The sequence below is a fragment of the Halomonas sp. G15 genome (genome assembly GCF_021282295.1).
Taxonomy (GTDB): Bacteria; Pseudomonadota; Gammaproteobacteria; order Pseudomonadales; family Halomonadaceae; genus Halomonas; species Halomonas alimentaria.
On the sequence record NZ_JAJSPA010000006.1, the window covers coordinates 1 to 21,465 of the forward strand.

General features: G+C 65.7%; 25 protein-coding genes and 1 tRNA gene. 13 read left to right on the forward strand and 13 right to left on the reverse strand.

Annotated features, from left to right (window positions below):
• Positions 1–331: 331 nt before the first annotated feature.
• Positions 332–1,015 (forward strand): 7-cyano-7-deazaguanine/7-aminomethyl-7-deazaguanine transporter, encoded by a 684-nt coding sequence (locus tag LWH48_RS04550; RefSeq protein ID WP_232911549.1) that lies wholly within the window; start codon positions 332–334, stop codon positions 1,013–1,015.
• Between the two features lie 35 nt (positions 1,016–1,050).
• Positions 1,051–1,839 carry an alpha/beta fold hydrolase gene (locus LWH48_RS04555; protein WP_161432087.1) on the forward strand — a complete coding sequence of 263 codons (789 nt, stop codon included), beginning with the start codon at positions 1,051–1,053 and terminating at the stop codon, positions 1,837–1,839.
• Positions 1,840–1,842: 3 nt separating this feature from the next.
• Here LWH48_RS04555 and LWH48_RS04560 read toward each other — a convergent pair whose 3' ends face one another.
• Positions 1,843–3,036 carry an ABC transporter substrate-binding protein gene (locus tag LWH48_RS04560; protein WP_232911551.1) on the reverse strand — a complete coding sequence of 398 codons (1,194 nt, stop codon included), beginning with the start codon at positions 3,034–3,036 and terminating at the stop codon, positions 1,843–1,845.
• Between the two features lie 146 nt (positions 3,037–3,182).
• Between LWH48_RS04560 and LWH48_RS04565 the strand changes: the two genes are divergently transcribed.
• From LWH48_RS04565 to LWH48_RS04610, 10 genes are all read left to right on the forward strand, one after another.
• Positions 3,183–4,889: a potassium/proton antiporter gene (locus LWH48_RS04565; RefSeq protein ID WP_232911553.1), complete on the forward strand. Its 1,707-nt coding sequence runs from the start codon at positions 3,183–3,185 to the stop codon at positions 4,887–4,889.
• Between the two features lie 74 nt (positions 4,890–4,963).
• Positions 4,964–5,053, forward strand: a tRNA-Ser gene (locus LWH48_RS04570).
• 95 nt (positions 5,054–5,148) lie between these two features.
• A complete protein-coding gene (locus tag LWH48_RS04575) occupies positions 5,149–5,706 on the forward strand; it encodes a YaeQ family protein (protein WP_232911555.1) in 558 nt (185 codons plus the stop codon).
• 105 nt (positions 5,707–5,811) lie between these two features.
• Complete coding sequence (locus LWH48_RS04580; protein ID WP_232911557.1) at positions 5,812–6,267, forward strand: NUDIX hydrolase; 456 nt, start codon at positions 5,812–5,814, stop codon at positions 6,265–6,267.
• Between the two features lie 109 nt (positions 6,268–6,376).
• Positions 6,377–7,051: a Bax inhibitor-1/YccA family protein gene (locus LWH48_RS04585; RefSeq protein WP_232911559.1), complete on the forward strand. Its 675-nt coding sequence runs from the start codon at positions 6,377–6,379 to the stop codon at positions 7,049–7,051.
• Between the two features lie 73 nt (positions 7,052–7,124).
• A complete protein-coding gene (tusD, locus tag LWH48_RS04590; RefSeq protein WP_232911561.1) occupies positions 7,125–7,517 on the forward strand; it encodes a sulfurtransferase complex subunit TusD in 393 nt (130 codons plus the stop codon).
• Between the two features lie 12 nt (positions 7,518–7,529).
• A complete protein-coding gene (gene tusC / locus LWH48_RS04595) occupies positions 7,530–7,904 on the forward strand; it encodes a sulfurtransferase complex subunit TusC (protein ID WP_232911562.1) in 375 nt (124 codons plus the stop codon).
• Positions 7,905–7,915: 11 nt separating this feature from the next.
• On the forward strand, positions 7,916–8,203 hold the full coding sequence (gene tusB / locus LWH48_RS04600; protein ID WP_232911563.1) for a sulfurtransferase complex subunit TusB: 288 nt from the start codon (positions 7,916–7,918) through the stop codon (positions 8,201–8,203).
• Positions 8,203–8,556 carry a TusE/DsrC/DsvC family sulfur relay protein gene (locus tag LWH48_RS04605; protein WP_232911564.1) on the forward strand — a complete coding sequence of 118 codons (354 nt, stop codon included), beginning with the start codon at positions 8,203–8,205 and terminating at the stop codon, positions 8,554–8,556. Before tusB ends, LWH48_RS04605 begins: the two co-directional genes overlap by 1 nt.
• A gap of 7 nt (positions 8,557–8,563) precedes the next feature.
• The gene (locus tag LWH48_RS04610) at positions 8,564–9,151 is read left to right on the forward strand and encodes an acyl carrier protein phosphodiesterase (RefSeq protein WP_232911565.1); all 588 of its coding nucleotides are present in this window, start codon (positions 8,564–8,566) and stop codon (positions 9,149–9,151) included.
• Here the strand turns inward: LWH48_RS04610 and LWH48_RS04615 are convergent.
• The 11 genes from LWH48_RS04615 to LWH48_RS04665 all read right to left on the reverse strand — a co-directional run bounded on the left by LWH48_RS04615 (position 9,135) and on the right by LWH48_RS04665 (position 19,809).
• Positions 9,135–10,346, reverse strand: coding sequence for a molybdopterin molybdotransferase MoeA (locus LWH48_RS04615; RefSeq protein WP_232911566.1), 1,212 nt, complete (start codon positions 10,344–10,346; stop codon positions 9,135–9,137). The two genes, LWH48_RS04610 and LWH48_RS04615, sit on opposite strands and share 17 nt — an antisense overlap.
• A 162-nt stretch (positions 10,347–10,508) precedes the next feature.
• A complete protein-coding gene (gene moaB, locus LWH48_RS04620; protein ID WP_232911568.1) occupies positions 10,509–11,030 on the reverse strand; it encodes a molybdenum cofactor biosynthesis protein B in 522 nt (173 codons plus the stop codon).
• A complete protein-coding gene (locus LWH48_RS04625; protein ID WP_232911569.1) occupies positions 11,023–11,373 on the reverse strand; it encodes a DUF1244 domain-containing protein in 351 nt (116 codons plus the stop codon). The genes moaB and LWH48_RS04625 overlap by 8 nt, the downstream gene beginning before the upstream one ends.
• An 86-nt stretch (positions 11,374–11,459) precedes the next feature.
• The gene (locus tag LWH48_RS04630; protein WP_232911570.1) at positions 11,460–12,521 is read right to left on the reverse strand and encodes a formate dehydrogenase subunit gamma; all 1,062 of its coding nucleotides are present in this window, start codon (positions 12,519–12,521) and stop codon (positions 11,460–11,462) included.
• 12 nt (positions 12,522–12,533) lie between these two features.
• Complete coding sequence (gene fdh3B, locus LWH48_RS04635; protein WP_023005457.1) at positions 12,534–13,148, reverse strand: formate dehydrogenase FDH3 subunit beta; 615 nt, start codon at positions 13,146–13,148, stop codon at positions 12,534–12,536.
• Between the two features lie 55 nt (positions 13,149–13,203).
• Complete coding sequence (locus LWH48_RS04640; RefSeq protein ID WP_232911572.1) at positions 13,204–16,056, reverse strand: molybdopterin-dependent oxidoreductase; 2,853 nt, start codon at positions 16,054–16,056, stop codon at positions 13,204–13,206.
• Between the two features lie 26 nt (positions 16,057–16,082).
• Positions 16,083–16,286, reverse strand: coding sequence for a twin-arginine translocation signal domain-containing protein (locus tag LWH48_RS04645; RefSeq protein ID WP_161432104.1), 204 nt, complete (start codon positions 16,284–16,286; stop codon positions 16,083–16,085).
• A gap of 77 nt (positions 16,287–16,363) precedes the next feature.
• A complete protein-coding gene (locus tag LWH48_RS04650) occupies positions 16,364–17,014 on the reverse strand; it encodes a TorD/DmsD family molecular chaperone (RefSeq protein WP_232911574.1) in 651 nt (216 codons plus the stop codon).
• 4 nt (positions 17,015–17,018) lie between these two features.
• Complete coding sequence (locus LWH48_RS04655; protein ID WP_232911575.1) at positions 17,019–18,737, reverse strand: 4Fe-4S dicluster domain-containing protein; 1,719 nt, start codon at positions 18,735–18,737, stop codon at positions 17,019–17,021.
• A gap of 62 nt (positions 18,738–18,799) precedes the next feature.
• On the reverse strand, positions 18,800–19,381 hold the full coding sequence (locus LWH48_RS04660) for a DUF3306 domain-containing protein (protein WP_232911577.1): 582 nt from the start codon (positions 19,379–19,381) through the stop codon (positions 18,800–18,802).
• Positions 19,378–19,809 carry a DUF3305 domain-containing protein gene (locus tag LWH48_RS04665; protein ID WP_232911579.1) on the reverse strand — a complete coding sequence of 144 codons (432 nt, stop codon included), beginning with the start codon at positions 19,807–19,809 and terminating at the stop codon, positions 19,378–19,380. Before LWH48_RS04665 ends, LWH48_RS04660 begins: the two co-directional genes overlap by 4 nt.
• A gap of 94 nt (positions 19,810–19,903) precedes the next feature.
• Here LWH48_RS04665 and LWH48_RS04670 point away from each other — a divergent pair, with 94 nt between their 5' ends.
• The gene (locus LWH48_RS04670; protein WP_232911581.1) at positions 19,904–20,755 is read left to right on the forward strand and encodes a formate dehydrogenase accessory sulfurtransferase FdhD; all 852 of its coding nucleotides are present in this window, start codon (positions 19,904–19,906) and stop codon (positions 20,753–20,755) included.
• On the opposite strand, the gene LWH48_RS04675 is transcribed toward LWH48_RS04670, so the two are convergent.
• Positions 20,756–21,388: a helix-turn-helix domain-containing protein gene (locus LWH48_RS04675; protein ID WP_161432109.1), complete on the reverse strand. Its 633-nt coding sequence runs from the start codon at positions 21,386–21,388 to the stop codon at positions 20,756–20,758.
• Positions 21,389–21,465: the final 77 nt, after the last annotated feature.

The window sequence follows — 21,465 nt, forward strand, 5'->3', positions numbered from 1 at the left end:
AGTATGCTGATTCATGGTCTCCTCCTTCGGATCGCCCGATCCTTGAATGGATGTCTCTTCCATTCTGGCGCATTGCGACGCCGCTAAAGAGGGAGGAGACCATCTCATCATCCCTGGGCGCTACCGATGCCATCCTTGGCATAGGACCCCCTCTACGACCTGTCCCCGGCGCCTTGCGCTATGGCATAGGGGCTAACGGCGATAGCCCTGTCTGGTGGGGCGGATGCATGGCCAGCGGGCGAGTCAGCCCGTATAATACGCCCGCGCCGGCAGATGCCGGCGCCTTCCTGCATGAGGGTTCCCTCACCCCTCCACCAAAAAAGGACCCGAGATGTTCGTGCTTTCCGACTCCCAGTATCGCCGCTGCCTGGCGCTGCTCGTCACCTTCCATATCGCCGTGATCGCCGCCAGCAACTACCTGGTGCAGTTGCCCTTCACGCTGTTCGGCTACCACACCACCTGGGGCGCCTTCAGCTTTCCCTTCATCTTCCTGGCCACCGACCTGACCGTGCGCCTCTTCGGCAAGGGCCCGGCTCGAGCCATCATCATGCGGGTGATGCTGCCGGCGCTGGTGATCTCCTATGTCGTCTCGGTGGTGTTCCCGCGTGGCGGCTTCGCCGGCATTGAGGCCCTGGGCGAGTGGAACCTGTTCGTTGCCCGCATCGCCGTGGCCAGCTTCATGGCCTACGTGCTGGGGCAGCTGCTCGATGTCCACGTCTTCGATCGCCTGCGCCGTCTGCGCGCCTGGTGGGTGGCGCCGGCGATCTCCACGGTGGCGGGCAACCTGGCTGATACCTTCGCCTTCTTCTCGATCGCCTTCCACAACAGCCCCGATGCCTTCATGGCGGCCAACTGGCTGGAGATCGCCTGGGTCGACTACGTGATCAAGCTGATCATCAGCCTGCTGTTCTTCCTGCCGCTCTACGGGGTACTGCTGGCCTGGCTGAGCCGTCGCCTGGTGTCCGTCACCGGCAGCGACGATCTCGCACCCGAGGTGGCGCGCGCTCGCTACTGATACGCCAACCGACACTCCTGGACGAGGACTACCCCATGCCTATCGAGCTCAATTACCTGGATACCGGTGGCGCTGGCACGCCGCTGGTGGTCATCCACGGCCTGTTCGGCAGTGCCGACAACTGGCGCTCACATATCAAGGCCTGGGAGTCCAGTCGCCGGGTGGTGGCGGTGGACCTGCGTAACCATGGCCGTTCGCCGCATGTCACCGGGATGGGCTATGCGGAGATGGCCGGGGATGTGCTGGCGCTGCTCGACCGCCTGTCTATTCCGTGCGCCCATCTACTCGGCCACTCCATGGGCGGCAAGGTCGTGATTTCCCTGGCCCGTCTGGCGCCCGAGCGTGTGGCGTCGCTGATCGTCGGCGACATCGCGCCGGTGGCCTACGGACACGACCACGACAGCGTATTCGCGGGGCTGCGCCGGGTGGTGGAGGGCCGCCCGGCCAATCGCCGCGAGGCCGATGCGTTGCTGGCCGAACATGTCAGCGAGAAGGCCGTGCGACTGTTCCTGGCCACGAATCTGGTGCGCGGCGAGCCAGAGGGCATGGCGCTGCGCCTGGGGCTGGACGAGATTCAGGATGACTACGAGTCGATCATGGGAGAGCCGGCCGGCAGCGAGCCCTTCACCGGGCCGACCCTGGTGCTGCGAGGCCGCGATTCTCACTATGTCGCCGATGAGCACCTGCCGGCACTTCATGAGGTGCTGCCGGAGGCCCGGCTGGTGACGCTGGAAGCGGGGCACTGGCTGCATGCCGAACAGCCCGAGGCATTCCGTGAGTCCATCGATGAATTCCTCGCGGCCGTGGAGTCGGGTGCCGCCTGACGCTCAGTCGGCGCCGAGGTCCACCGCAAGGCGTTCCAGCGGGCTGATCGATTCGATCAGACCGTTTTCGTGGAGGTAAGCCTCGACCTGGCTGTAGCGCCTACTGTCCAGCGCCGCGGGCTGGGCACTCAGACGCATCAGGGTGGCGCTCCAGGCGTCACGGTTGGCGGGGGTGTCGATGGTCGGCTCCAGTTCGACCAGGGCCTCCCATGCCATCTCGGGGTTCTCGATCATCCATAGGGTGGTGTCACGCAGGATGTCGACAAGCTCGATGATGGGCTCCCGGAGACGGACCAGGCGGTCGCGGTTTGCCACAAGGATCAGCCCGTCGTGGAACGGGATGCCGTGCTTCTCGACGTTGAACTGGCGGGTCGACACGCCGCGATCCGCCAGCTGGCGCGGCAGCGTCAGTCGCAGCGGCGTCACCAGGCCGTCCAGGGACTGTTCGGTCATGGCGGTGGCCAGGGCGAAGCCGGTCTCTACCATGCTCACCTCACCCTGGGCGATGCCGTGGGGGGCAATCAGGGCGGGAAGCAGGATGTCGCGGCCATCCTCGGTGGCATACCCGAGGGTGAGCCCGGCGAGGTCCTCCGGTCCCTCGACGCCGGTGGTTTCGCGGATCACCACGCCGGCCAGCGGGGTATCCGCCAGTGTTGCCACGCGTACCGGCGACTTGCCGCGATCGACCTGGAGATGCAGCTGCAGCTGATGAGTGAGGGCCAGGTCGACCAGGTTGGCATTCAGGAGCCGAAGCGGGGCGCCGGGGTCGGCCGGGGTCGTGAGTTCCAGCTCCAGTCCCTCGCGCTGGGGCAGCCCGTTGCCCGCCGCCAGGATCAGGGCGGCATGATGCAGGCCGGGATACCAGTCGAGCATGATCGTCAGTGACTCGAGCGGCGGGGGTTCCAGCGGCTCGGCAGGCGCGTGGGTCACGCTGGGGACCGGCGTATCGGGCTCGGCTCCTGCCGTCTCGTCGACAGGCGGCTCCTCGATCCTGGGCAAGCTCGGGGTTGCCGTCTGTTGTTCGGGGGTGGCGTCGAGGTCGGGCACCATGACATCGCCACCGAGGGTCAGCGGAGCCTCGGGGGGCTCCAGGCTCTCTTCTGCCCAGGTCAGGGAGGTGAGTAGTCCCAGGGCCAGCAGCAGGCACAGGACGAGACGCGAACATCGCCAGAGAACAGAGGCAGGGTGGTTGGGCATTCACGGGCTCCGCGACGAGATAAGGGGGCGCTTGGCCGGAGCCAAGTGTATCCGCGACGCGGACTGTGTGGCCAGTTGCTCGCCATCGGCATCGCGCGGTCATGGGCCGCATGCGATAATGCAATGTCAGCCATCGAGAGGATGCCATGGACGTCATCAATACCCTGTTCTTCTTCACCGGGCTGCTGATCGCCTTGAGCGTGCTGGGCAGTCGACTTTCCAGCCTCATCGGGCTTCCCCTGCTGCTGATCTTCCTCGGCCTGGGAATGCTGGCTGGGGAAGAGGGGTTGCTGGGCATCCAGTTCGACAACTATCCATTGGCCTTCATCATCAGCCATCTCGCCCTGGCGATGATCCTTCTCGACGGCGGGCTTCGTACCCGCCTGAAGACCTTTCGCGTAGGCTTCAGGCCGGCCCTGTCGCTGGCCACCCTAGGGGTCTTCATCACCAGCGGCCTGGTTGGCCTTTTCGCCATGTGGGTCTTCGAGCTCACCCTGATCCAGGGGTTGCTGGTGGGGGCCATCGTTGGCTCGACCGACGCCGCGGCGGTGTTCTCCATGCTCAGCGGCCGAGGGCTGAACCTCAACGAGCGGGTCGGGGCGACACTCGAGATCGAATCCGGAACCAACGATCCCATGGCCATCTTCCTGACCATGGTGCTGGCCGAGCTGCTGGTCGGCCAGATCGATGGTCCCCTGGAGACCGGGCTGCTGCTGGTCGAGCAGTTCGGGCTCGGGCTGTTGATCGGTGTGGGGGCCGGATGGCTGAGCGGGCGACTGTTGCGCTGGGTGGACCTGGCCCCCGGACTCTACTCCCTGCTGGCGCTGGCGCTGGGCTTCTGCATCTTCGGACTGACCAGTTTCCTCGGCGGCAGCGGTTTCCTGGCGATCTATCTGGCGGGCCTGATGATCGGCAACCAGAAGGGGCGCCACCTCAACTTTATCCTGCCGGTCCACGACGGCCTGGCATGGCTGAGCCAGATCGGTCTCTTCCTGATGCTTGGCCTGCTGGTTTCCCCCTCGGACCTGCTTCAATACGCGCTGCCGGCGGGGCTGGTTGGCCTGATGTTGATCTTCGTGGCCCGCCCCATCGCCGTGGTGCTGTCGCTCAAGCCGTTCTTCAAGTTCCGCTGGCGGGAGATCGGCTTCATCTCCTGGGTGGGGCTGCGCGGTGCGGTACCCATCGTGCTGGCCATCTTTCCGGTCATCGGTGGCGTGGAGGGGGCAGCGCTCTACTTCAATGTGGCCTTCGCTGTGGTGCTTCTCTCGCTGCTGGTGCAGGGTGGCACCTTGTCGTTGATGGCGCGCTGGACGAAGGTGTTGATGCCCAGTTCGGCGACGCCCAATCATCGCGGGCCTCTGGGCATCCTGCCCGAGAACGATTACGAGATGTTTGTCTACGCGGTGGAGAACGAGGACCTGGCCGATGTCCCGATCCGCCTGCTGCGCTTCCCCTCCGGTGCCCTGATCTCGGCACTGTTTCGTGAGCACGCCATGCTGCATCCCAAGGGGAGTACTCGGCTGCAACTGGGCGATGTGCTCTGCGTGATCGGCCGCAGCGAGGATCTGCCGGCCTTGAATCGGCTATTCAACGGCGAAGCCAAGCTGAAGCAGGAGCGTGCCTTCTTCGGTACCTTTACCTTCGACGGTGACGCCAGGATGCAGGATATTGCGGATGCCTACGGCCTGACCCTGAGCCCGGGGGAGCGCGAGATGAGCCTGAGCGAGTTCGTCTCGTTGCGCGTCGGTGGCCATCCGGTGGTGGGCGACGACGTCGACTGGCATGGCATCCATTGGGTGGTCAGTGCGATGGAGGGCAATCGCGTGACCCGGGTCGGCCTGCGACTCTACTGATGGCAGCTAAGGCCTTGATCGCATTTGGCTCTTGACCGAGGCATGAAAACTGGTAATATTCTCCGCCGTAAGCCGGAGGGATGGCAGAGCGGTTGAATGCACCGGTCTTGAAAACCGGCAAGGGTTAACGCCCTTCCAGGGTTCGAATCCCTGTCCCTCCGCCATTACACTAGGAAAAGCCACTGTTTACAGTGGCTTTTTTTATAGGCAGCGGTGTTCTGGAGCTGGCTATCATGCACGTTTCCTTGAGGCCACCCGAATGGCACTGAAAGCCACCATTTTCAAGGCAAGGCTCCAGATTGCCGATATGGATCGCCACTACTACGGCGAACATGCTCTCACCCTTGCCCGCCATCCGTCGGAGACCGACGAGCGCATGATGCTCCGCGTGCTGGCCTATGCGCGACATGCCCATGAGGATCTTGCCTTCGGCCGCGGTGTCAGTACCGACGACGAGCCCGATCTGTGGATCCGCAACCTGACCGGCGAGATCGAGCTCTGGATTCAGCTGGGTCAGCCGGATGAGCGCGAGATTCGCCGTGCCTGCGGCCGCGCGCGGCAGGTGGTGCTCTATACCTACAGCGGCCAAGGCGCCAGGGTCTGGTGGGAACAGCTGGGCAGAAAGCTGGCGAGCCTGGGTAATCTCAGCGTCTACGACATTCCCCCGGAGAGCATGGCAGTACTTGGCCAGCTGGCGGGCCGCGGCATGGATCTCAATATCACCATTCAGGATGGCGCCATCTGGTTGGCCAATGAGGAGACGGCGCTAGAGGTCAACGTCGAGGCGCGCCAGGAAGCCGTCCCGAGTCGGATGTAAGCGAGCCAAAGCCTGAGCGGGTACCGGCCCGCGTAGATCATCGTCTTGCGACGAGCGTCGGTAACTCTCAGAGTAGGAAAACATCCCTGTCGCCGTGAGTCCCGCATGTCGATTACCGAAGCCCCCCACGTCTTGACCCGCCCGATTCCCGCGGTCTCCACCGCCCTGATCTGGAACGACCGCATACTAATGGTGCGTCGTGCCCATGCGCCCAACGCAGGGCGGCTGGCTCTTCCTGGCGGCAAGGTCGAGCCAGGGGAGACGTTGCAGGCCGCCGCCGAACGCGAACTCCTCGAGGAGACTGGGCTGCAAGCGCGTGCCGGGGAGGTCTTTACCGCCATCGATGTGTTCGACCATGAGATCGACGGTAGCCTGCGGGGCCACTTTGTGATCATCGTCCTACGCATGGAGTGGCAGGGTGGCGAGGAGCGCGCCGCCAGCGATGCCACCGAGCTGGTCTGGCTGGATGAAGAGGCGCTGGAGGCCGCAGGTAGCGATGTCTGTTCCACGGCAGCGGGTGTTGCCAGGGCCTTGCTGCGGGGGGCACATTTGGGGGCATGAGAGCAGAAACAGCGTTGAGTGCCGTTCCCTCAAGCTCTTGCGTGCGGAACTTCCAGGCGGCATGCTAGTCCACTGGCAAGATCAATTGACGACAGGGAGCACAGGATCAATGGCCTATCAAGAGTCACAGATGACCCGCCAGGAGACCCAGACCCGGGTGTCCAGCACCAACAAGGTGCTGCGCAATACCTACGGGCTGCTGGCCATGACGCTGCTCTTCTCCGCCGTGACCGCCGGTGCCGCCATGGCGATGGGCATCGAGCGCATGAATATTTTTGTCTTCTTCATCGGCGCCTACGGACTGATGTTCCTGGTCCACAAGACTGCCCACTCCGCGATGGGGCTGCTCACCACCTTCGCCTTCACCGGTTTCATGGGCTTCACCCTCGGCCCGATTCTCAACGCCTACCTGGCGCTGCCCAATGGCGCCGCCCTGGTGATGAATGCCCTGGCCATGACCGGCCTGACCTTCATCGGCCTCTCCGCTGTTGCACTGGTGACCAAGAAGGACTTCAGCTTCCTGGGTAACTTCATGATGGCAGGCGCCATCGTGCTGGTCCTGGCCATGGTGGCCGGGCTGATCTTCCAGATTCCCGCCCTGATGCTGATGGTTTCCGCCGGTTTCGTGCTTTTCTCCTCCGCGGCGATCCTCTACCAGACCAGCGAGATCGTTCACCGCGCCGGTGAGACCAACTATATCCTGGCCACCATCACCCTCTACGTATCGATCTATAACCTCTTCGTCAGCCTGCTCTCCCTGCTGGGGATCATGAGCAACGACTGATCGAAGCTACGACAGGCCAATGACATGGCTGGCCCCGCCTCGGCGGGGCCAGCCTGTTTTCAGGAGACCCCGGATGCGCTACGCCATCCTTCTGCTCGATGCCCCCTACACCAGCCAGGCGGCCCACTCGGCGCTACGCTTCACGCGTGCGCTGCTGGCCAAGGGTCATGTCGTCGACGGGGTGTTCTTCTACCATGATGGCGTGCATAACGCGGCCAGGCTGGCTGCCCCGCCCCAGGACGAACCCCACCTGGTTGATGCCTGGACCGAGCTGGCCCGCGAGCACGCCGTGCCCCTGCAGGTCTGTATTGCCGCCGCCCTCAGGCGCGGCCTGCTCGACGAGCAGGAGGCCGCACGACACGGCAAGCAGGGTTGCAGCGTCGAGCCCCCCTTTGAACTGACGGGGCTGGGTCAGTTGGTCGATCTTGGCCTGCGCTGCGATCGGCTGATCACGTTCGGTCCTTGAGGAGAACCCCGGATGCAAGACGATACTCGCCAGGGCGACCTGCTGGTGATACTGCGCCATGCCCCCCATGGATCGAGCTGGCTCAAGGAAGGGCTGGATGTCGCCCTGGTCGCCGCGGCCTTCGACCGGCGGGTGACACTGCTGTTCATGGAGGAGGGCATCACGGCACTGCTCGAGGGGCAGCAGGCGGGACCGCTGGGACAGAAGGGCACCGCACCGACACTGGCCATGCTGGAGATGTACGATATCGACAGCCTGCTGGTGGAAAAGCGCGGGATGGAGTCGCTGGGCCTGAGCGACGAGCAATTTATGCTGCCGGTGCAGGGCGTGGACGCTGACAGGATCGCTGAGCTACTGGCGTCCCATGCGCTGGTTCTGAACTTCTGACGAGATACGCCATGTTGCTGCATACCCTGAATCGCTCTCCGCTGTCCCCCGTTCTCGACCAGGCACTGGCGGGGATGGGGCCGGAGGACAGGCTGTTGTTGATCGAGGACGGCGTCATCGGTGCGTTGCCGGCGCAGCAGGCTCGGTACGCGAGTGTCGCCGGACGTGTCTTCGCCCTGCATGAGGACCTCGTGTCACGCGGACTGCTCGCGCTTTGCGATGAAGCGGTGCGGGTCGTCGATATCGAGGGCTTCGTGGCCCTGACCGAGGAGTGCGAGCGCACGGTGAGCTGGTACTGATGGCAAGTGTAGAAATATACCGTTATCTATCTTTGAGTGGAAAAGACATACCGCTCGACCCGGAGGGCTTCCTGGTCAACATGGGCGACTGGTCACCCGAGGTCGCCGAACGACTGGCCGAGGAGGAGGGCATCGTGCTGAGCAAGGAGCACTGGGAGGTCCTGCGCGTACTGCGGGAGTTCTATGCGCGCTTCGAACAGGCGCCGGCAATGCGACCACTGGTGAAGGCTGTCGGGCAGGCGCTTGGACCCGACAAGGGGCGCTCGATGCACCTGATGAAGCTGTTCCCGGGCAGTCCCGCCAAGGTAGGCGCGCGGCTGGCGGGGTTGCCCAAGCCCACCAACTGCCTGTGAGCGCGCCATGAACTTCCTGGCCCATGCCTGGCTGGCCCGCGGTGGCGGCGACGACTTCCTCTACGGCAACCTGATCGCCGACGGGGTGAAGGGAAGTGACCTCGACGGCTGGCCTGACGAGGTTGCCCGTGGGATTCGCCACCACCGCCGCGTCGATGCCTTCGTGGACAGCCATGGGGTGACGCGCGAGATCCTGGCGCGGTCACCGCGCTCGGGCAGACGCTTCGTGGGAATCGCCCTGGACCTCGTCTGGGATCACTTCGTGGCCCTGGAGCCGGGTATCGCGGAGCGGGACTCGCCGCTGGTCACGCGCAGCTATCGGCTGCTGGCAGCGCGCTCGGCACCATCACGGCTGGCACCGATGATGCCGCTACTAGTGGAGCAGGACTGGTTGCGACGCTATGCCGACTTCTCCTTTACCTGCCGTGCGATCGGCGGCATTGGCCAGCGACTCTCCGGTCCCAACCGGCTGATGGAGCTGGTGCCCTGGCTGGAAGCTGAGTACCCGCTCCTGCGTGATGATTTCCAGCGCCTCTGGCCAGCGGTGCGCGAGGCGCTGGAAGTGACCCCGGAATCGCCTAGGCGTCGCTCCTGAGCCACAGGCAGGTCACGCGATCGCCCGGTGAAAGGGTGGTCTCGGGGGGAATGACCGCCAGGGCATCGGCCTCGATGCACGAGGAGAGCACCGCCGAATTCTGGTCGGCGAACGCCTCGGCAAATGGGCCCTGCTCGTCGAAGCGCAGTATGACCCGCATGTAGTGGGCCCGCGGGCCGGTGCGGGTCGAGAAATCGCTGCGCGCCGGGATCTCGGGCAACGAGACCAGTGCCGGGCAGCCCAGCATGCTGCCGACCAGCGGCCTCAGGAACAGCCAGGCACCCACGAAGCTCGACACCGGGTTGCCCGGCAGCCCCACGAAACGTGTCTCACCGTCTCTCCGGGAAATCCGGCCCAGGGCCAGCGGCTTGCCCGGGCGAATCGCCAGCCGCCACAGATCCAGCTGCCCGAGGGACTCCACGGCCGCCTTGACGTGGTCCTCCTCGCCGACGCTGACGCCGCCGGTGGTCACCACGATATCCGCCTGGCTGGCAGCCTCGGCCAGCACTTCCCGGGTGGCGGCGGGGTCATCCGGTATCGATGCCGTCATCACCAGGGTGGCCCCGAAGCGCTCCAGCAGCCGGCGGAGCATGGGGCGGTTGGAGTTGTAGAGCTGGCCCGGGCCCAGCGACTGGCCGGGATCGACGATCTCGTCGCCGGTGGAGAGCAGGGCGACCCGCGGCCGACGCCGCACCTCGACCTCGGTGATGCCCTGGCCGGCGAGATGCCCGAGGGCCGCGGCCTCCAGCCGGGTGCCGGCATCGAGCAGCGTGCTGCCGGATGCGACGTCGCGGCCGCGGCGACGGATGCTGTCGCCTGCCGCAATATCCGCAGGGACAAGGGCCGTATCACCCGTCACCTCGACGCGCTCCTGCATCACCACACAGTCGGCACCCGGCGGAATCTCGCCGCCGGTGAAGATCCTGGCGCAACTGCCGGGCTCCAGCGGCTGAACCGGACTCCCCGCGGCAATACGCTGGCTGATGGGCAGCCGGCGGCCAGCGTCGCGATGATGCAGGGCATAGCCATCCATGGCGCTGTTGTCGAAGGAGGGCACGTCGAGCCTCGCCATGACAGCCTCGGCCAGCACGCGACCGGCCGCCTTGTCACACGGCACCCTCTCGTTGTCCAGCATGGCGACACCCTGCAGCAGTGCCTCCAGCGCCTCGGCGACCGGCTTGAGTTTGCTATCCATGCTGGCCTCGCTCGGGAATCACCAGGTTGGCCTGAATGTATAGAAAGTTGCATGGCTTGTGCCGATTGATTGTCATGTCAGCCATGCTGGCCTCGCTCGGGAATCACCAGGTTGGCCTGAATGTATAGAAAGTTGCATGGCTTGTGCCGATTGAACGTCTTGTCAGGCATGCTGGCCTCGCTCCGGAATCACCAGATTGGCGAAATTACATGGTTTGTGTCGGCTGTCGAGCTGCTCGGCGAGGATGCCATCCCAGGCGGTACGACAGGCGCCGGTGGAGCCCGGCAGGCAGAACAGCACGGTGGCGTTGGCCAGCCCACCCAGGCAGCGGCTCTGCACGGTGGAGCTGCCGATCTCCTGCCAGCTCAGTTGGCGAAACAGCTCCCCGAAGCCCTCGATTCGCTTATCGAGGAGCACCGATACCGCCTCCGGCGTGGAGTCACGCCCAGTGAAACCGGTGCCGCCGGTGGTGAGTACCACCTGTATCTCGGGGTCGGCGATCCAGGCGGAGACAACGGCGCGAATCCGGTAGACGTCATCGGGGACGATGCGCTTCTCGGCCAGGTGGTGGCCGGCCGTGGTCAGGCGCTCGACCAGTGCCTGGCCGCTGCGGTCGGTCTCCTCGGTGCGGGTATCGGAGATCGTCAGCACGGCGATGGAGAGGGAGATCATCGACTCAGCCATTCTGTGCTGACTCCTCGTTGTTCTGCCTGGTGCTGGGCTGCTTCGGGGCGTGGCGTGCCTCGAAGGCGGCCTGCTGTTCCGGCGTGGCCTCCTGCTGGTACTTCTCCTTCCACTCGGCGTAGGGCATGCCGTAGACATACTCGCGGGCCTTGTCGTAGTCGAGCTCGGCGCCGCGCTCCTCGGCGGCGGTCACCAGCCACTTGGAGAGGCAGTTGCGACAGAAGTCCGCGAGGATCATCAGGTCGATGTTCTGGACCTCCTTGTGCTCATCCAGGTGACGCAGCAGGCGACGGAAGGCGGCCGCCTCGAGTTCGGTGCGGGTTGTCTCGTCCAGGTGTTGCATGGGGATCACTCCATCCTGTGGTAGGCATCCAGAATAACAAAAGACACCGCCCGAAGGCGGTGTCGAAGGTGGCTCAATGAATCACGCTAGGTGGAGCTCTGCGGCGAGGAGCCTCCCGTCGCTTCCTTGCTGCCGGTAGCGAGCTGCTCCTCGGGCACGGCGCTCTCCTTCACCTCCTCATACCAGAGGTTATGGTGCTCCTTGGCCCAGGTCTCGTCGACGTAGCCGGTCGTCATGCCCTCGAGGGAGCCCTCGGTGCCGAGCGTGCCGATGTAGATATGGCCCAGCGCCACGGCGGTGAGGCCCAGTGCACCGATGCCGTGTACCAGATTGGCCCACTGCATGGTGTCACGTGCCTGGCCGTAGTTGGGGAAGTCCAGCACGAAGCCGCTGACAATGACCGCCAGGCCGGCGGTGGCCAGCAGCCAGTACCAGACCTTCTCGCCGCCGTTGGCGAAGCCGGCATCGGGGTGCCCCTTGCCCACCAGGCCGCCGCCCTTGGCGAACCACTGCAGATCGTGGGCCTTGGGGATGTTGTGGCTGAGCAGGCGCAGCAGCAGGATCACCAGCAGGATGCCGAACAGCGGTCCCAGGTAGTTGTGGATCAGCTTGGTACCCGACATCATCGCCGCCCAGACCCCGTCGCCGAACAGCGGACGCAGCAGCGTCTTGCCATAGGCCAGGTTGAGTCCGGTGAGGGCCAGCAGGATGAACAGCGTCGCCACCGTCCAGTGCAGGGAGCGCACGACCAGTGACCAGCGCAGCAGCTTGCGGCCGGTACGCGGCTCGTCGAGCTTCTTGCGTCCCACCAGCAGGTAGAAGAGCGCGATCGCCGCGATCATGCCCAGCACCGCGATCGCCCCGAACGGGGAGATCCAGCGCTCGCGGATCTGCCGCCAGGTCTCGCCGCTCGCGTTCACCAGGTTATAGGTGCTCTCGGCCCGGGAGTCCCGGTAGTTGGGGCCTGTCTCGCCGGCCTTGACCTGTCGCCACAGGTCGGCGTCCACGGCGGGGACAGCGAAGGCTGCCTCGCGGCCAGGATCGGCCTGCTGCGCCAGGGCGCCCTGGGAGAGGGCCAGCCCCAGCGCCAGGGTCAGCGCGAGCAGGCCCAGCCGCCAGAGCGACCGCCATTGCATGGTATGGCTCATGGGATCACCTCCTCAGCCCTGCTGGCTGGCGTCATAGGCCAGCGAGTCGGCATCGGCGCGGGGGTTGCCGGACCAGCCGCCATCCTTGTGGCCGCGCTGGACCACCCGCTGGCGGAAGATGTCGGCCACCTCCTGGGCGTCGCCGGCCAGCAGCGCCTTGGTGGAACACATCTCGGCGCACAGAGGCAGCTTGCCCTCGGCGATGCGGTTGGCACCGTACTTCTGGTACTCCTCCTCCTTGGTCTCGGCGGGGCCGCCGGCACAGAAGGTGCACTTGTCCATCTTGCCGCGCTCGCCGAAGGCGTTCTGCTGCGGGAACTGCGGCGCGCCGAAGGGGCAGGCGTAGAGGCAGTAGCCGCAGCCGATACAGAGGTCCTTGTCGTGCAGCACGATGCCGTCATCGCGCTGAAACAAGGTTTCGGTCGGGCATACAGCGATACAGGGGGCATCGTCGCAGTGCATGCAGGCGACGGAGATCGAGACCTCCTCCGGCTCGCCGTCGTTGAGGGTCACCACCCGGCGGCGCTGGATCCCCCATTCCACCTCATTGGCGTTCTTGCAGGCGGTGACGCAGCCGTTGCACTCGATGCAGCGCTCCGCGTCGCACATGAATTTCATCGTGGCCATGGTTGTCTCCTTGTCGCGGTGCGGGCCGCGCCCGCAACGCGTGTCTGGTCAGGCGTCAGGCGCGCTCGATGCGGCACAGGGTGCACTTGGTTTCCTGCATCTGGGTCACGCTGTCGTAGCCGTAGGTGGTGGCGGTATTGGCCGCCTCGCCCAGCACATAGGGTGCCGAGCCCTCCGGATAGACGTCGTGCAGGCTCTCACCCTGGAACATGCCGCCGAAGTGGAAGGGCATGAACACCACCTCACGGGCGACGCGGTTGGTCACCAGTGCCTTGACCCGCACGCGGCCGCCCTCGGCACCCTCGACCCAGACGTCGTCGCCCTCGGCGATACCCAGGTCGTTGGCCAGCGCCGGGTTGATCTCGACGAACATCTCCTGCTGCAGTTCGGCGAGCCAGGACATGGAGCGGGTCTCCTCGCCACCGCCTTCGTATTCCACCAGGCGTCCGGAGGTGAGGATGATCGGGTAGTCCCCGGTCACATCCTGCTCCTGGATGCTCTTGTAGAGCGTCGGCAGGCGGTAGTGGGAGGCGACGTCGTCCCAGGTCGGGTAGTCCTCGACCAGGTCGCGACGGCTGGTATACAGCGGCTCGCGGTGCTTGGGGATCGGGTCGGGGAAGGTCCAGACGTTGCAGCGTGCCTTGGCATTGCCGAAGGGCGCACACTCGTGGGCGATGGCCACGCGCTGGATGCCGCCGGAGAGGTCGGTCTTCCAGTTCTTGCCCTCGGCCTCGGCCTTCTCCTCCTCGGTCAGGTCCTCCCACCAGCCCAGGTCCTTGAGCATGTCGGCGGTGAACTCGGGATAGCCATCCTCGAGCTCGGACCCCGCGCTGTAGGAGCCGTCGGAGAGGATGTTCTCGCCCTCGTGCTCGATGCCGAAGCGGGCGCGGAAGGTGAGGCCACCCTCGGAGACCTTCTTGCTGGTGTCGTAGAGGATCGGGGTGCCGGGGTGGCCCATCTTGGCGTTGCCCCAGCAGGGCCAGGGCAGGCCGTAGTAGTCACCGTCGGCGGGACCGCCCTCGGCCTTGAGGTCGCGGAAGCTGAAGGTGTGCCAGTTCTGCTGGTGCTCCTTGAGACGCTCCGGGCTCTGGCCGGTGTAGCCCACGGTCCACATGCCGGCGTTGAACTCGCGGGTGATGTCCTCGATCACCGGCTCGGTGCCTTTGACCTCGATGTTCTTGAAGAGCTGGTCGGCGAAGCCCAGCTTGCGCGAGAGCAGGTACATGATCTCGTGGTCGGGCTTGGACTCGAACAGCGGGTCGATCACCTTGTCGCGCCACTGGATGGAGCGGTTGGTGGCGGTGACACTGCCGGTGGTCTCGAACTGGGTCGCCGCCGGCAGCAGGTAGACACCGTCCTGGCGGCCATGCATGACGCCTGCCACGGTGGGGTAGGGGTCGACGATGACCATCATCTCCAGCTGCTGCATGGCCTTCTGCATCTCGGGGCCGCGGGTCTGGGAGTTGACCGCATGGCCCCAGTAGAACATCGCCTTGAGCTGCGTGCGCTGGGTGATGTTCTCGTCGTCCTCGAGTACCCCGTCGACCCAGCGCGACACCGTGATGCCGTTGGTGTACATCGGCTGGCCGTCCGAGTACTCGGTCTGGTCGAAGCGGCCCTTCAGCCACTCGTAGTCGAGATCCCAGACCCGTGCCCAGTGCTTCCAGGCGCCTTCGGCCAGACCGTAGTAGCCGGGCAGGGAGTGGGACATCAGGCCCAGGTCGGTGGCGCCCTGGACGTTGTCGTGGCCGCGGAAGATGTTGGCGCCGCCACCGGACTTGCCGATGTTGCCCAGTGCCAGCTCGAGGATGCAGTAGGCCCGGGTATTGTTGTTGCCGGTGGTGTGCTGAGTGCCGCCCATGCACCACACGATGCAGCCCGGGCGGTTCTCTGCCAGGCGGCGGGCGGTGTCGTACATCTGCGCTTCGGGCACACCGGTGATACGCTCGACCTCATCGGGCGTGAAGTTGGCGACCTCCTCGCGCACCTCGTCCAGGGCGTAGACGCGCTGGTCGATATACTCGCGGTCTTCCCAGCCATTCTCGAAGATGTGCCACAGCAGGCCCCAGATGAAGGCCACGTCGGAGCCGGGGCGGATGCGTACATAGCTGTCGGCCTTGGCGGCGGTACGCGTGAAGCGCGGGTCGACGACGATGATCTGCGCCTGGCTGCGCTCCTTGGCCAGCAGGATATGCTGCATGGCTACCGGATGCGCCTCGCTGGGGTTGGAGCCGATGAACATGATCGACTTGCTGTTCTGGAGGTCGTTGAGCGAGTTGGTCATCGCCCCGTAGCCCCAGGTGTTGGCCACGCCGGCCACGGTGGTGGAGTGGCAGATGCGCGCCTGGTGGTCGGTATTGTTGGTACCGGCCAGGGCGGCGAACTTGCGCATCAGGTAGGCCTGTTCGTTGTTGAACTTGGCCGAGCCCAGCCAGTAGATGCTGTCGGGGCCATGCTGCTCGGTGAGCTGGAGCACCTTGTCGCCGATCTCCTCGATGGCGTCCTCCCAGCTCATGCGCTGCCATTCGCCCCCCACCAGCTTCATGGGGTACTTGAGGCGGCGGCTGGAGTGACCGTGCTGACGAAGAGACGCGCCCTTGGCGCAGTGGGCGCCGCGGTTGATCGGGTGATCGAAGGCCGGCTCCTGCTTGGTCCAGACCCCTTCCTGGACCTCGGCATAGACGCCGCAGCCCACCGAGCAGTGTGAGCAGACGGTGCGCTTGGTCTCCACCGGGGCGTCGGAATATGCCGTCTTCTCGGCGGCTTCGGCACGGCGCATCATCGGCGTGCCCATGAAACCGGCGGCGGCCAGGCCCCCGGTGGTCGCCCCGCTCCGCTTGAGGAACTGGCGACGTGAAATGCCCAGGCCCTGGGGCCGCTGGGACTGTGTCTTACGAGTCAGACGCATGACATCTCTCTCCTCGCTGGCGGCCGTCAATCACGCAGGGTGGCGTAGTAGGCCCGGATATGGGGGGTTTCGTGGTAGTTGCTGTCGGCCTTCTCGGGGGCAGCCTTCTCCGCGGTGTCGGCCTGGACCAGGGTCACATGGCCCACGGCGGCAGCGGCACCCGCCGCGGCGGTGCCGGCGCCCAGGGTCTTCAGGAAGCGCCGGCGCTCCGGGTTGCTTGTCGTGCGCATGGTGTTCTCCTCTCTCATTTTTCTCATCATTCTTGTTGTGGCCGTCGGTCGGCCTTGTTCTTTTGATGCCTGGCGGGTCAGGGCTCGATGATCTTGACCGGGGAGCGCTCCGCCTCTGCGGCCAGCTGGCTGCGCTCGCGGGCGATGAAGGCCTGCCCGAGCTCTCCTGTTCGAGCATAGAAGGCCGTGTCGACTCGGGCCAGATCGTCCAGACAACGCTCAGTCCATGGTGCGAGGTGCGACATGAAGAAAGCGGCGGTCTCCGCCGCGTGGTCCTCGATCAGCATGGCCATGATCTCGAACAGCGCGGCCAGGTGATCCTCGGGATCGTGGCTGGACTCACTGCGCATGAAGCCCAGTCGACGCAGGTCCTCGCGCAGCGTCACCAGCGCCTGGTCCATCAGCTCGCCGTTGCGGTACCAGGAGGCGTAGGGAGTGATCTCGCCCTGGACCACGCCCACCAGATGGCGGAAATGGGCGCGCTCGAGCTCGCTCGGGGTGGCGCCGCCGGCGGCGTGGGAGAGCCTCGCCAGTGCCGCGGCGACGGGGTCACGGTTCTCCTCGACATCATCCTCGAGCTCGAGTCTGGCGAGCCAGGCGAGCAGCTCGTCATCGACGGGTTCGCGTATCAGGCGTGCAAGCAGGCGGTAAAGGTCAGCGCGCAGCGCTTCCTGCTCATCCGGCCCTGCCTCCGTGGCCAGCACCTCCTGATCCATCTCCTGGCTCATGGCGTCATACCTTCAGTTGGGATTCGGGGTCGCGGACCATGCCCTGGTACACATCCTTGACGCGACAGTCCTCGCACATTTCCAGTCGCGCCGCGGCGTCGCCGGCGAAGTAGGGGTGTTCGGCCAGTTTCGCCTTGATGGTGGCGATGGTGCTTGCGCTGGCGAAGGGCTTGCCACAGCGAATGCAGCAGAAGGGCGGCTCCTCGTGACGAGCCTGGCGCTGGGTACGGCTGGCATCGGCCAGGAAGCCGGGCACCAGGTGAATGGCATCCTCGGGGCACGCCTCCACGCACAGGCCGCACTGCACGCAATCGGCTTCGCGATAGCTGAGCAGCGGGGTCTCGTCACCGCTGGCCAGGGCCGGAGTGGGACAATTGCTGACACAGGCGAAGCAGAGCGTGCAGGCGTCGCGGTCGATCTGGAGCCCGCCGTAGGCGGCACCGGATGGCATGGGGTGGCGCTGGCCGTCGGCCTTGCCGAGTGCCGTCAGGCGTGCCAGCACCTCCTCGAAGCGCTCCCGCTTGGGCTGCGCAGATAGTTCGAGAGGTTCTTCGCTGAGCGGCAGGTACTCCGGCAAGGCATCACGGGCGGCACCATCGCCGCGCTGGATGCGCTTGATGCGGCCTGGCTCGTGACCCAGCGCCGCCAACAGCGCCTGGGCCTGGGCGATCTGGTCATCGATGAAGGCGGACAGCGTGGGTGGCAACTCGGGATGCACCTGGATACGCACCTCGGCGGCCCCGGCGGCCAGCGCGGTGAGCCACTGGTCGTGGCCGGCATTGCCCAGCTCCTCCAGCGGGACGTCCAGCACACAGCCGGCCGGCTCATCCTCGACTTCCAGGTCGCCGGCCTCGACGAAGCGCATCACCGGCACGCTGCCGCCGGCCTGGCGATAGGCGTCCAGCCAGCTGGCCAGGGCCTCCTGCTGACGTGCCGGTTCCGGCAGGCGGAACTGGATGGCGCCAGTGGGGCAAGCGCTGGAGCAGCTGCCCACACCCTGGCAGAGGTAGGGGGCGATCTCGATACGCGACTCGATGCGACCCTTGTGGCTGGATATGGCGTCCGCGGGGCAGACCTCGAGGCAGCGGGTACAGCCGACATTGCCCGAGGCGGAGTGGGCGCAGAGGTCGGCGTTGATCTGGAAGTAGCGCGGCTTGTCGAACTCGCCGACCAGCTCGGCGAACTCGTCCAGGGCCGTATCGCACTCCGCGTCTCCCCAGGCGAGGTGACGATACCCGGGGGGTGGCAGTTCCAGTTCCAGGGCCGGTGAGCGACCCAGGTCGAGGATCAGGTCGGCATGCTGACGACCGAACAGCGGCAGCGTCAGGTCGAGCCGCTCATCCGGGCTGTGGAGGCCAACGCTGAACCGCCCCAGGTAGCCCTCGATACGCAACTGGCTGCGTTGCGTGGGCGACAGGGTCCGGCAGGGCAGGCGTCGGGTGCTCTCCAGCAGGGCCTCGACCTGCGCGTCGTCGAGGCCGGTATCGGCGGCGGCTGGCTCGGTGATCAGCAGGGCGATGGCGGAAAGCCCTTGCCCCTGCAGGCATTGAGCGGCCAGGCGGACGCTGATCTCGTCGCCCAGGAGCAGGGCGTGACCGGCGCTCTCGTAGGTGACGCTGGCGGGGGTCAGGTTGACCGGCCAGGAAACGCGCTGCCGAGCCGCCTCGCGGGCGCTGCGGTTGGCAGCGTCGTCCACGGTCACGGCGTCAATGGGTGATGTCATGCGGCCTCACGGTAGTGGTGTCGTGCTTGTTGTCGTTATTGGTGAACATTGAAAAATCAGCATTAACTAAATTTATTATCGCCTCCAATTGCCTCTTCGTCTAATCGATTCTTTGCGTCGGTCTCGTGTCGCGGGGTGGCCTGAGCGTCGTCATCATGGCTCTCGTCACGCTGCTCCTCGGCCGGCCGTGTCGCCTCAGCGAGCAGCTCGCTCTCCGCGCCCTCCGTCGCCTCGGGGGCCTCCTCGCTGGGACGGGTCCAGCGCCGCAGTTGCTCCGCCACATCCCGGGCGAGCGGCTTTAGCACCTCGCGATAGTTCTCGTCGTAGTCATCGAGCCCATCACGGACCCCGTAGTTGCCTGAGGTCCACAGGCGACGCAGGGCGCGCCGGCGCAGCTGGCCGCTGACGCCTTCCTTGAGGTAGGCGGTAAAGTCAGACCCGGCCGGCAGGTCGTCGGGATCGGGCAGGGTGTGGTCGAGGCTGCCGGGCGCCAGTCCCTCGGGCTCGACTGCCATGTCCTGCGACGTCTCACCGGCGGACTCGTCCCCGGCATGCTCGGAGGTGCGTGCTACAGGCTCCCGGTCGGGCTCGTCCGGTACCTCTTCCCCCAGCTTGCGGCGCGACCAGCGCTCGAAGCGGCTCATGGCGTCATCTCCCGGGCGCGCCCGGCGCCCTTGCGCTTCTTCTTGCGTCCCTCCTCGGGTGCCTCGCCGTGGCGGGCCAGGTAGGCCTCGAGCCAGGCCTGGATCGCCACTGGCATCGCCACGTCCAGCACCTGCTGCTCGCCGTCCATCCAGCTGGCGGCGACGTCCTGACTGGCAGTGATCGCCGAGGGAGTGGGGGAGCCGCCGGCGTCGCCGCAGCGCACGAAGAGCCGAGGGGTGTCGGAGGTAAGGTTGAAACGGTAGGCGGCGCGCTCGGTCATGGTGAGCTGCAGGGTCAGCGTCCAGGGGCCACCATCCCCGGGCGTCAGTTCGCTGATAAAGTGACGACGCGAGACGAATCCCTTGATACGGGTGGTTTCTTCACCCAGCGCGAGACTCACGCTGCGGTGGTTGGTTAAGGCTGTCATCGAAGGTCTCTCGGACGAGGGTAAGTGCATTAAAGACTTTCAGTATCGGCAATGCCATCATGACCCATCAACGTATTTCAGGAGCCCGCACCGGATGCCACCGATCAGCCTCAGCCGTGCCCGCCTGCCCGCCACCCTGGAGATCGAGGTCCTCGACGAGTATGGCGACCCGCGCCGTCAGGCGATCGCCGCCGAGCGGCCGCTCACTCTCTATCTTAACAAGCGCGAGATCGTCACCCTGATGACCCTGGGGGCAGACCCCGAAGCGCTGGTGGTGGGTTACCTGCGCAATCAGGGCCTGCTCGAGCGACGCGAGGACCTGGAAGCGGTGCATGTCGACTGGGAGGTGGAAGCCGCCGCGGTGGTCACCCGGCATCTTCCCGAGGACCTCGACGAGCGTCTGGGGCATCGCACCGTTACCACCGGCTGTGGCCAGGGTACGGTGTTCGGTCGCATTCTGGACGCGGTGCCCCGGCAACCCTTGCCGGATACCCCGGTTCGCCAGTCGGTGCTCTATGCCCTGCTCGAGAACCTGGGCGCCCATAACGAGACCTACCGCAGCGCCGGGGCGGTACACGGCTGCGCCCTGTGTCGCCAGGATTCGGTGCTCGACTTCGTGGAGGACGTGGGGCGCCACAATGCGGTGGATACCCTGGCGGGGCGCCAGTGGCTGGGGGAGAGCGAGACTGATGGGGCGGATATCTTCTATACCACCGGCCGGCTCACCTCGGAAATGGTGATCAAGGTGGCCCAGATGGGAATCGGGGTACTGGTGTCGCGCTCCGGGGTGACCCAGAAGGGGGTGGAGCTGGCGGAGCGCTTCGGCGTCATGCTGGTGGCCCGGGCCAAGGGACGCCACTTCCAGGCGATCCATGCCCAGCGGCGCCTCGAACTGGACGCCATTCCGGCCAGGCGGCCCGGCGACCGGCGGCGGGAGAAGGCCTGATCAGGCGGCCTCGCCCCGGGTACACACCGACAGCACCACGGCATCCTCGTCGCTGGTCGAGACCAGCGCGTGGCCCATGGCGCTGTCGAAGTAGATGCTGTCACCAGTCTCCAGCTGCAGCGGCTCGTAGAACTCGGTATACAGCAGGATCTCGCCCTCCAGCACCATCAGGAACTCCTCGCCGTCGTGGCGGACCCACTCGCTGAACTCCTCGAAGCGTCGTGCCCGCACGATGGTCTTGAAGGGAATCATGCGCTTCTGGGCCAGTTCACAGCTGAGCAGTTCGTGCTCGTAGGTCGGTGTCGGGTGCAGTTCGCCATGGCCGCGTCGGGTCAGGTCGCGCCGCCCCGTGGTGCGCGCCTGCTGGCGAGGCGGCGAGAGCAGTTGGGGGAGGTCGATTCCGAGCCCGCTGATCAGCTTCTGAACCGCGGTGAACGTCGGCGAGATCTGGTCGTTCTCGATCTTCGACAGGGTAGAGCGTGCAAGGCCAGTACGCTGGCTGACGTCTTCCAGCGTCCACTGGTTGGCCAGGCGGATTTCGCGCAGGCGTTCGCCGAGTCGCAGCGGCTCGACGAAGGGCTTGCGCCCGGAGGCGATGCGCAGGGCGGCATCCTGATCGTTGGTTTCTGTCATGGCGCGAGTTCACTATAGGAAACAGGTTTTCCCGAGCTTATCACAACTCCACCGGATGCCGGCTATCCCGTGCGCCG

Bases quoted from the DNA above. Each gene is read 5' to 3' on its own strand.
- tusC (WP_232911562.1), top strand. From the start codon at position 7,530: ATGCAAGACGATACTCGCCAGGGCGACCTGCTGGTGATACTGCGCCAT.
- LWH48_RS04585 (WP_232911559.1), top strand. From the start codon at position 6,377: ATGGCCTATCAAGAGTCACAGATGACCCGCCAGGAGACCCAGACCCGG.
- LWH48_RS04610 (WP_232911565.1), top strand. From the start codon at position 8,564: ATGAACTTCCTGGCCCATGCCTGGCTGGCCCGCGGTGGCGGCGACGAC.
- LWH48_RS04630 (WP_232911570.1), bottom strand. From the start codon at position 12,521: ATGAGCCATACCATGCAATGGCGGTCGCTCTGGCGGCTGGGCCTGCTC.
- LWH48_RS04605 (WP_232911564.1), top strand. From the start codon at position 8,203: ATGGCAAGTGTAGAAATATACCGTTATCTATCTTTGAGTGGAAAAGAC.
- LWH48_RS04625 (WP_232911569.1), bottom strand. From the start codon at position 11,373: ATGCAACACCTGGACGAGACAACCCGCACCGAACTCGAGGCGGCCGCC.
- LWH48_RS04655 (WP_232911575.1), bottom strand. From the start codon at position 18,737: ATGACATCACCCATTGACGCCGTGACCGTGGACGACGCTGCCAACCGC.
- LWH48_RS04660 (WP_232911577.1), bottom strand. From the start codon at position 19,381: ATGAGCCGCTTCGAGCGCTGGTCGCGCCGCAAGCTGGGGGAAGAGGTA.
- LWH48_RS04555 (WP_161432087.1), top strand. From the start codon at position 1,051: ATGCCTATCGAGCTCAATTACCTGGATACCGGTGGCGCTGGCACGCCG.
- tusD (WP_232911561.1), top strand. From the start codon at position 7,125: ATGCGCTACGCCATCCTTCTGCTCGATGCCCCCTACACCAGCCAGGCG.
- LWH48_RS04670 (WP_232911581.1), top strand. From the start codon at position 19,904: ATGCCACCGATCAGCCTCAGCCGTGCCCGCCTGCCCGCCACCCTGGAG.
- LWH48_RS04645 (WP_161432104.1), bottom strand. From the start codon at position 16,286: ATGCGCACGACAAGCAACCCGGAGCGCCGGCGCTTCCTGAAGACCCTG.
- LWH48_RS04580 (WP_232911557.1), top strand. From the start codon at position 5,812: ATGTCGATTACCGAAGCCCCCCACGTCTTGACCCGCCCGATTCCCGCG.
- LWH48_RS04575 (WP_232911555.1), top strand. From the start codon at position 5,149: ATGGCACTGAAAGCCACCATTTTCAAGGCAAGGCTCCAGATTGCCGAT.
- LWH48_RS04615 (WP_232911566.1), bottom strand. From the start codon at position 10,346: ATGGATAGCAAACTCAAGCCGGTCGCCGAGGCGCTGGAGGCACTGCTG.
- tusB (WP_232911563.1), top strand. From the start codon at position 7,916: ATGTTGCTGCATACCCTGAATCGCTCTCCGCTGTCCCCCGTTCTCGAC.
- LWH48_RS04675 (WP_161432109.1), bottom strand. From the start codon at position 21,388: ATGACAGAAACCAACGATCAGGATGCCGCCCTGCGCATCGCCTCCGGG.
- fdh3B (WP_023005457.1), bottom strand. From the start codon at position 13,148: ATGGCCACGATGAAATTCATGTGCGACGCGGAGCGCTGCATCGAGTGC.
- LWH48_RS04565 (WP_232911553.1), top strand. From the start codon at position 3,183: ATGGACGTCATCAATACCCTGTTCTTCTTCACCGGGCTGCTGATCGCC.
- LWH48_RS04650 (WP_232911574.1), bottom strand. From the start codon at position 17,014: ATGAGCCAGGAGATGGATCAGGAGGTGCTGGCCACGGAGGCAGGGCCG.
- LWH48_RS04665 (WP_232911579.1), bottom strand. From the start codon at position 19,809: ATGACAGCCTTAACCAACCACCGCAGCGTGAGTCTCGCGCTGGGTGAA.
- LWH48_RS04550 (WP_232911549.1), top strand. From the start codon at position 332: ATGTTCGTGCTTTCCGACTCCCAGTATCGCCGCTGCCTGGCGCTGCTC.
- moaB (WP_232911568.1), bottom strand. From the start codon at position 11,030: ATGGCTGAGTCGATGATCTCCCTCTCCATCGCCGTGCTGACGATCTCC.
- LWH48_RS04640 (WP_232911572.1), bottom strand. From the start codon at position 16,056: ATGCGTCTGACTCGTAAGACACAGTCCCAGCGGCCCCAGGGCCTGGGC.
- LWH48_RS04560 (WP_232911551.1), bottom strand. From the start codon at position 3,036: ATGCCCAACCACCCTGCCTCTGTTCTCTGGCGATGTTCGCGTCTCGTC.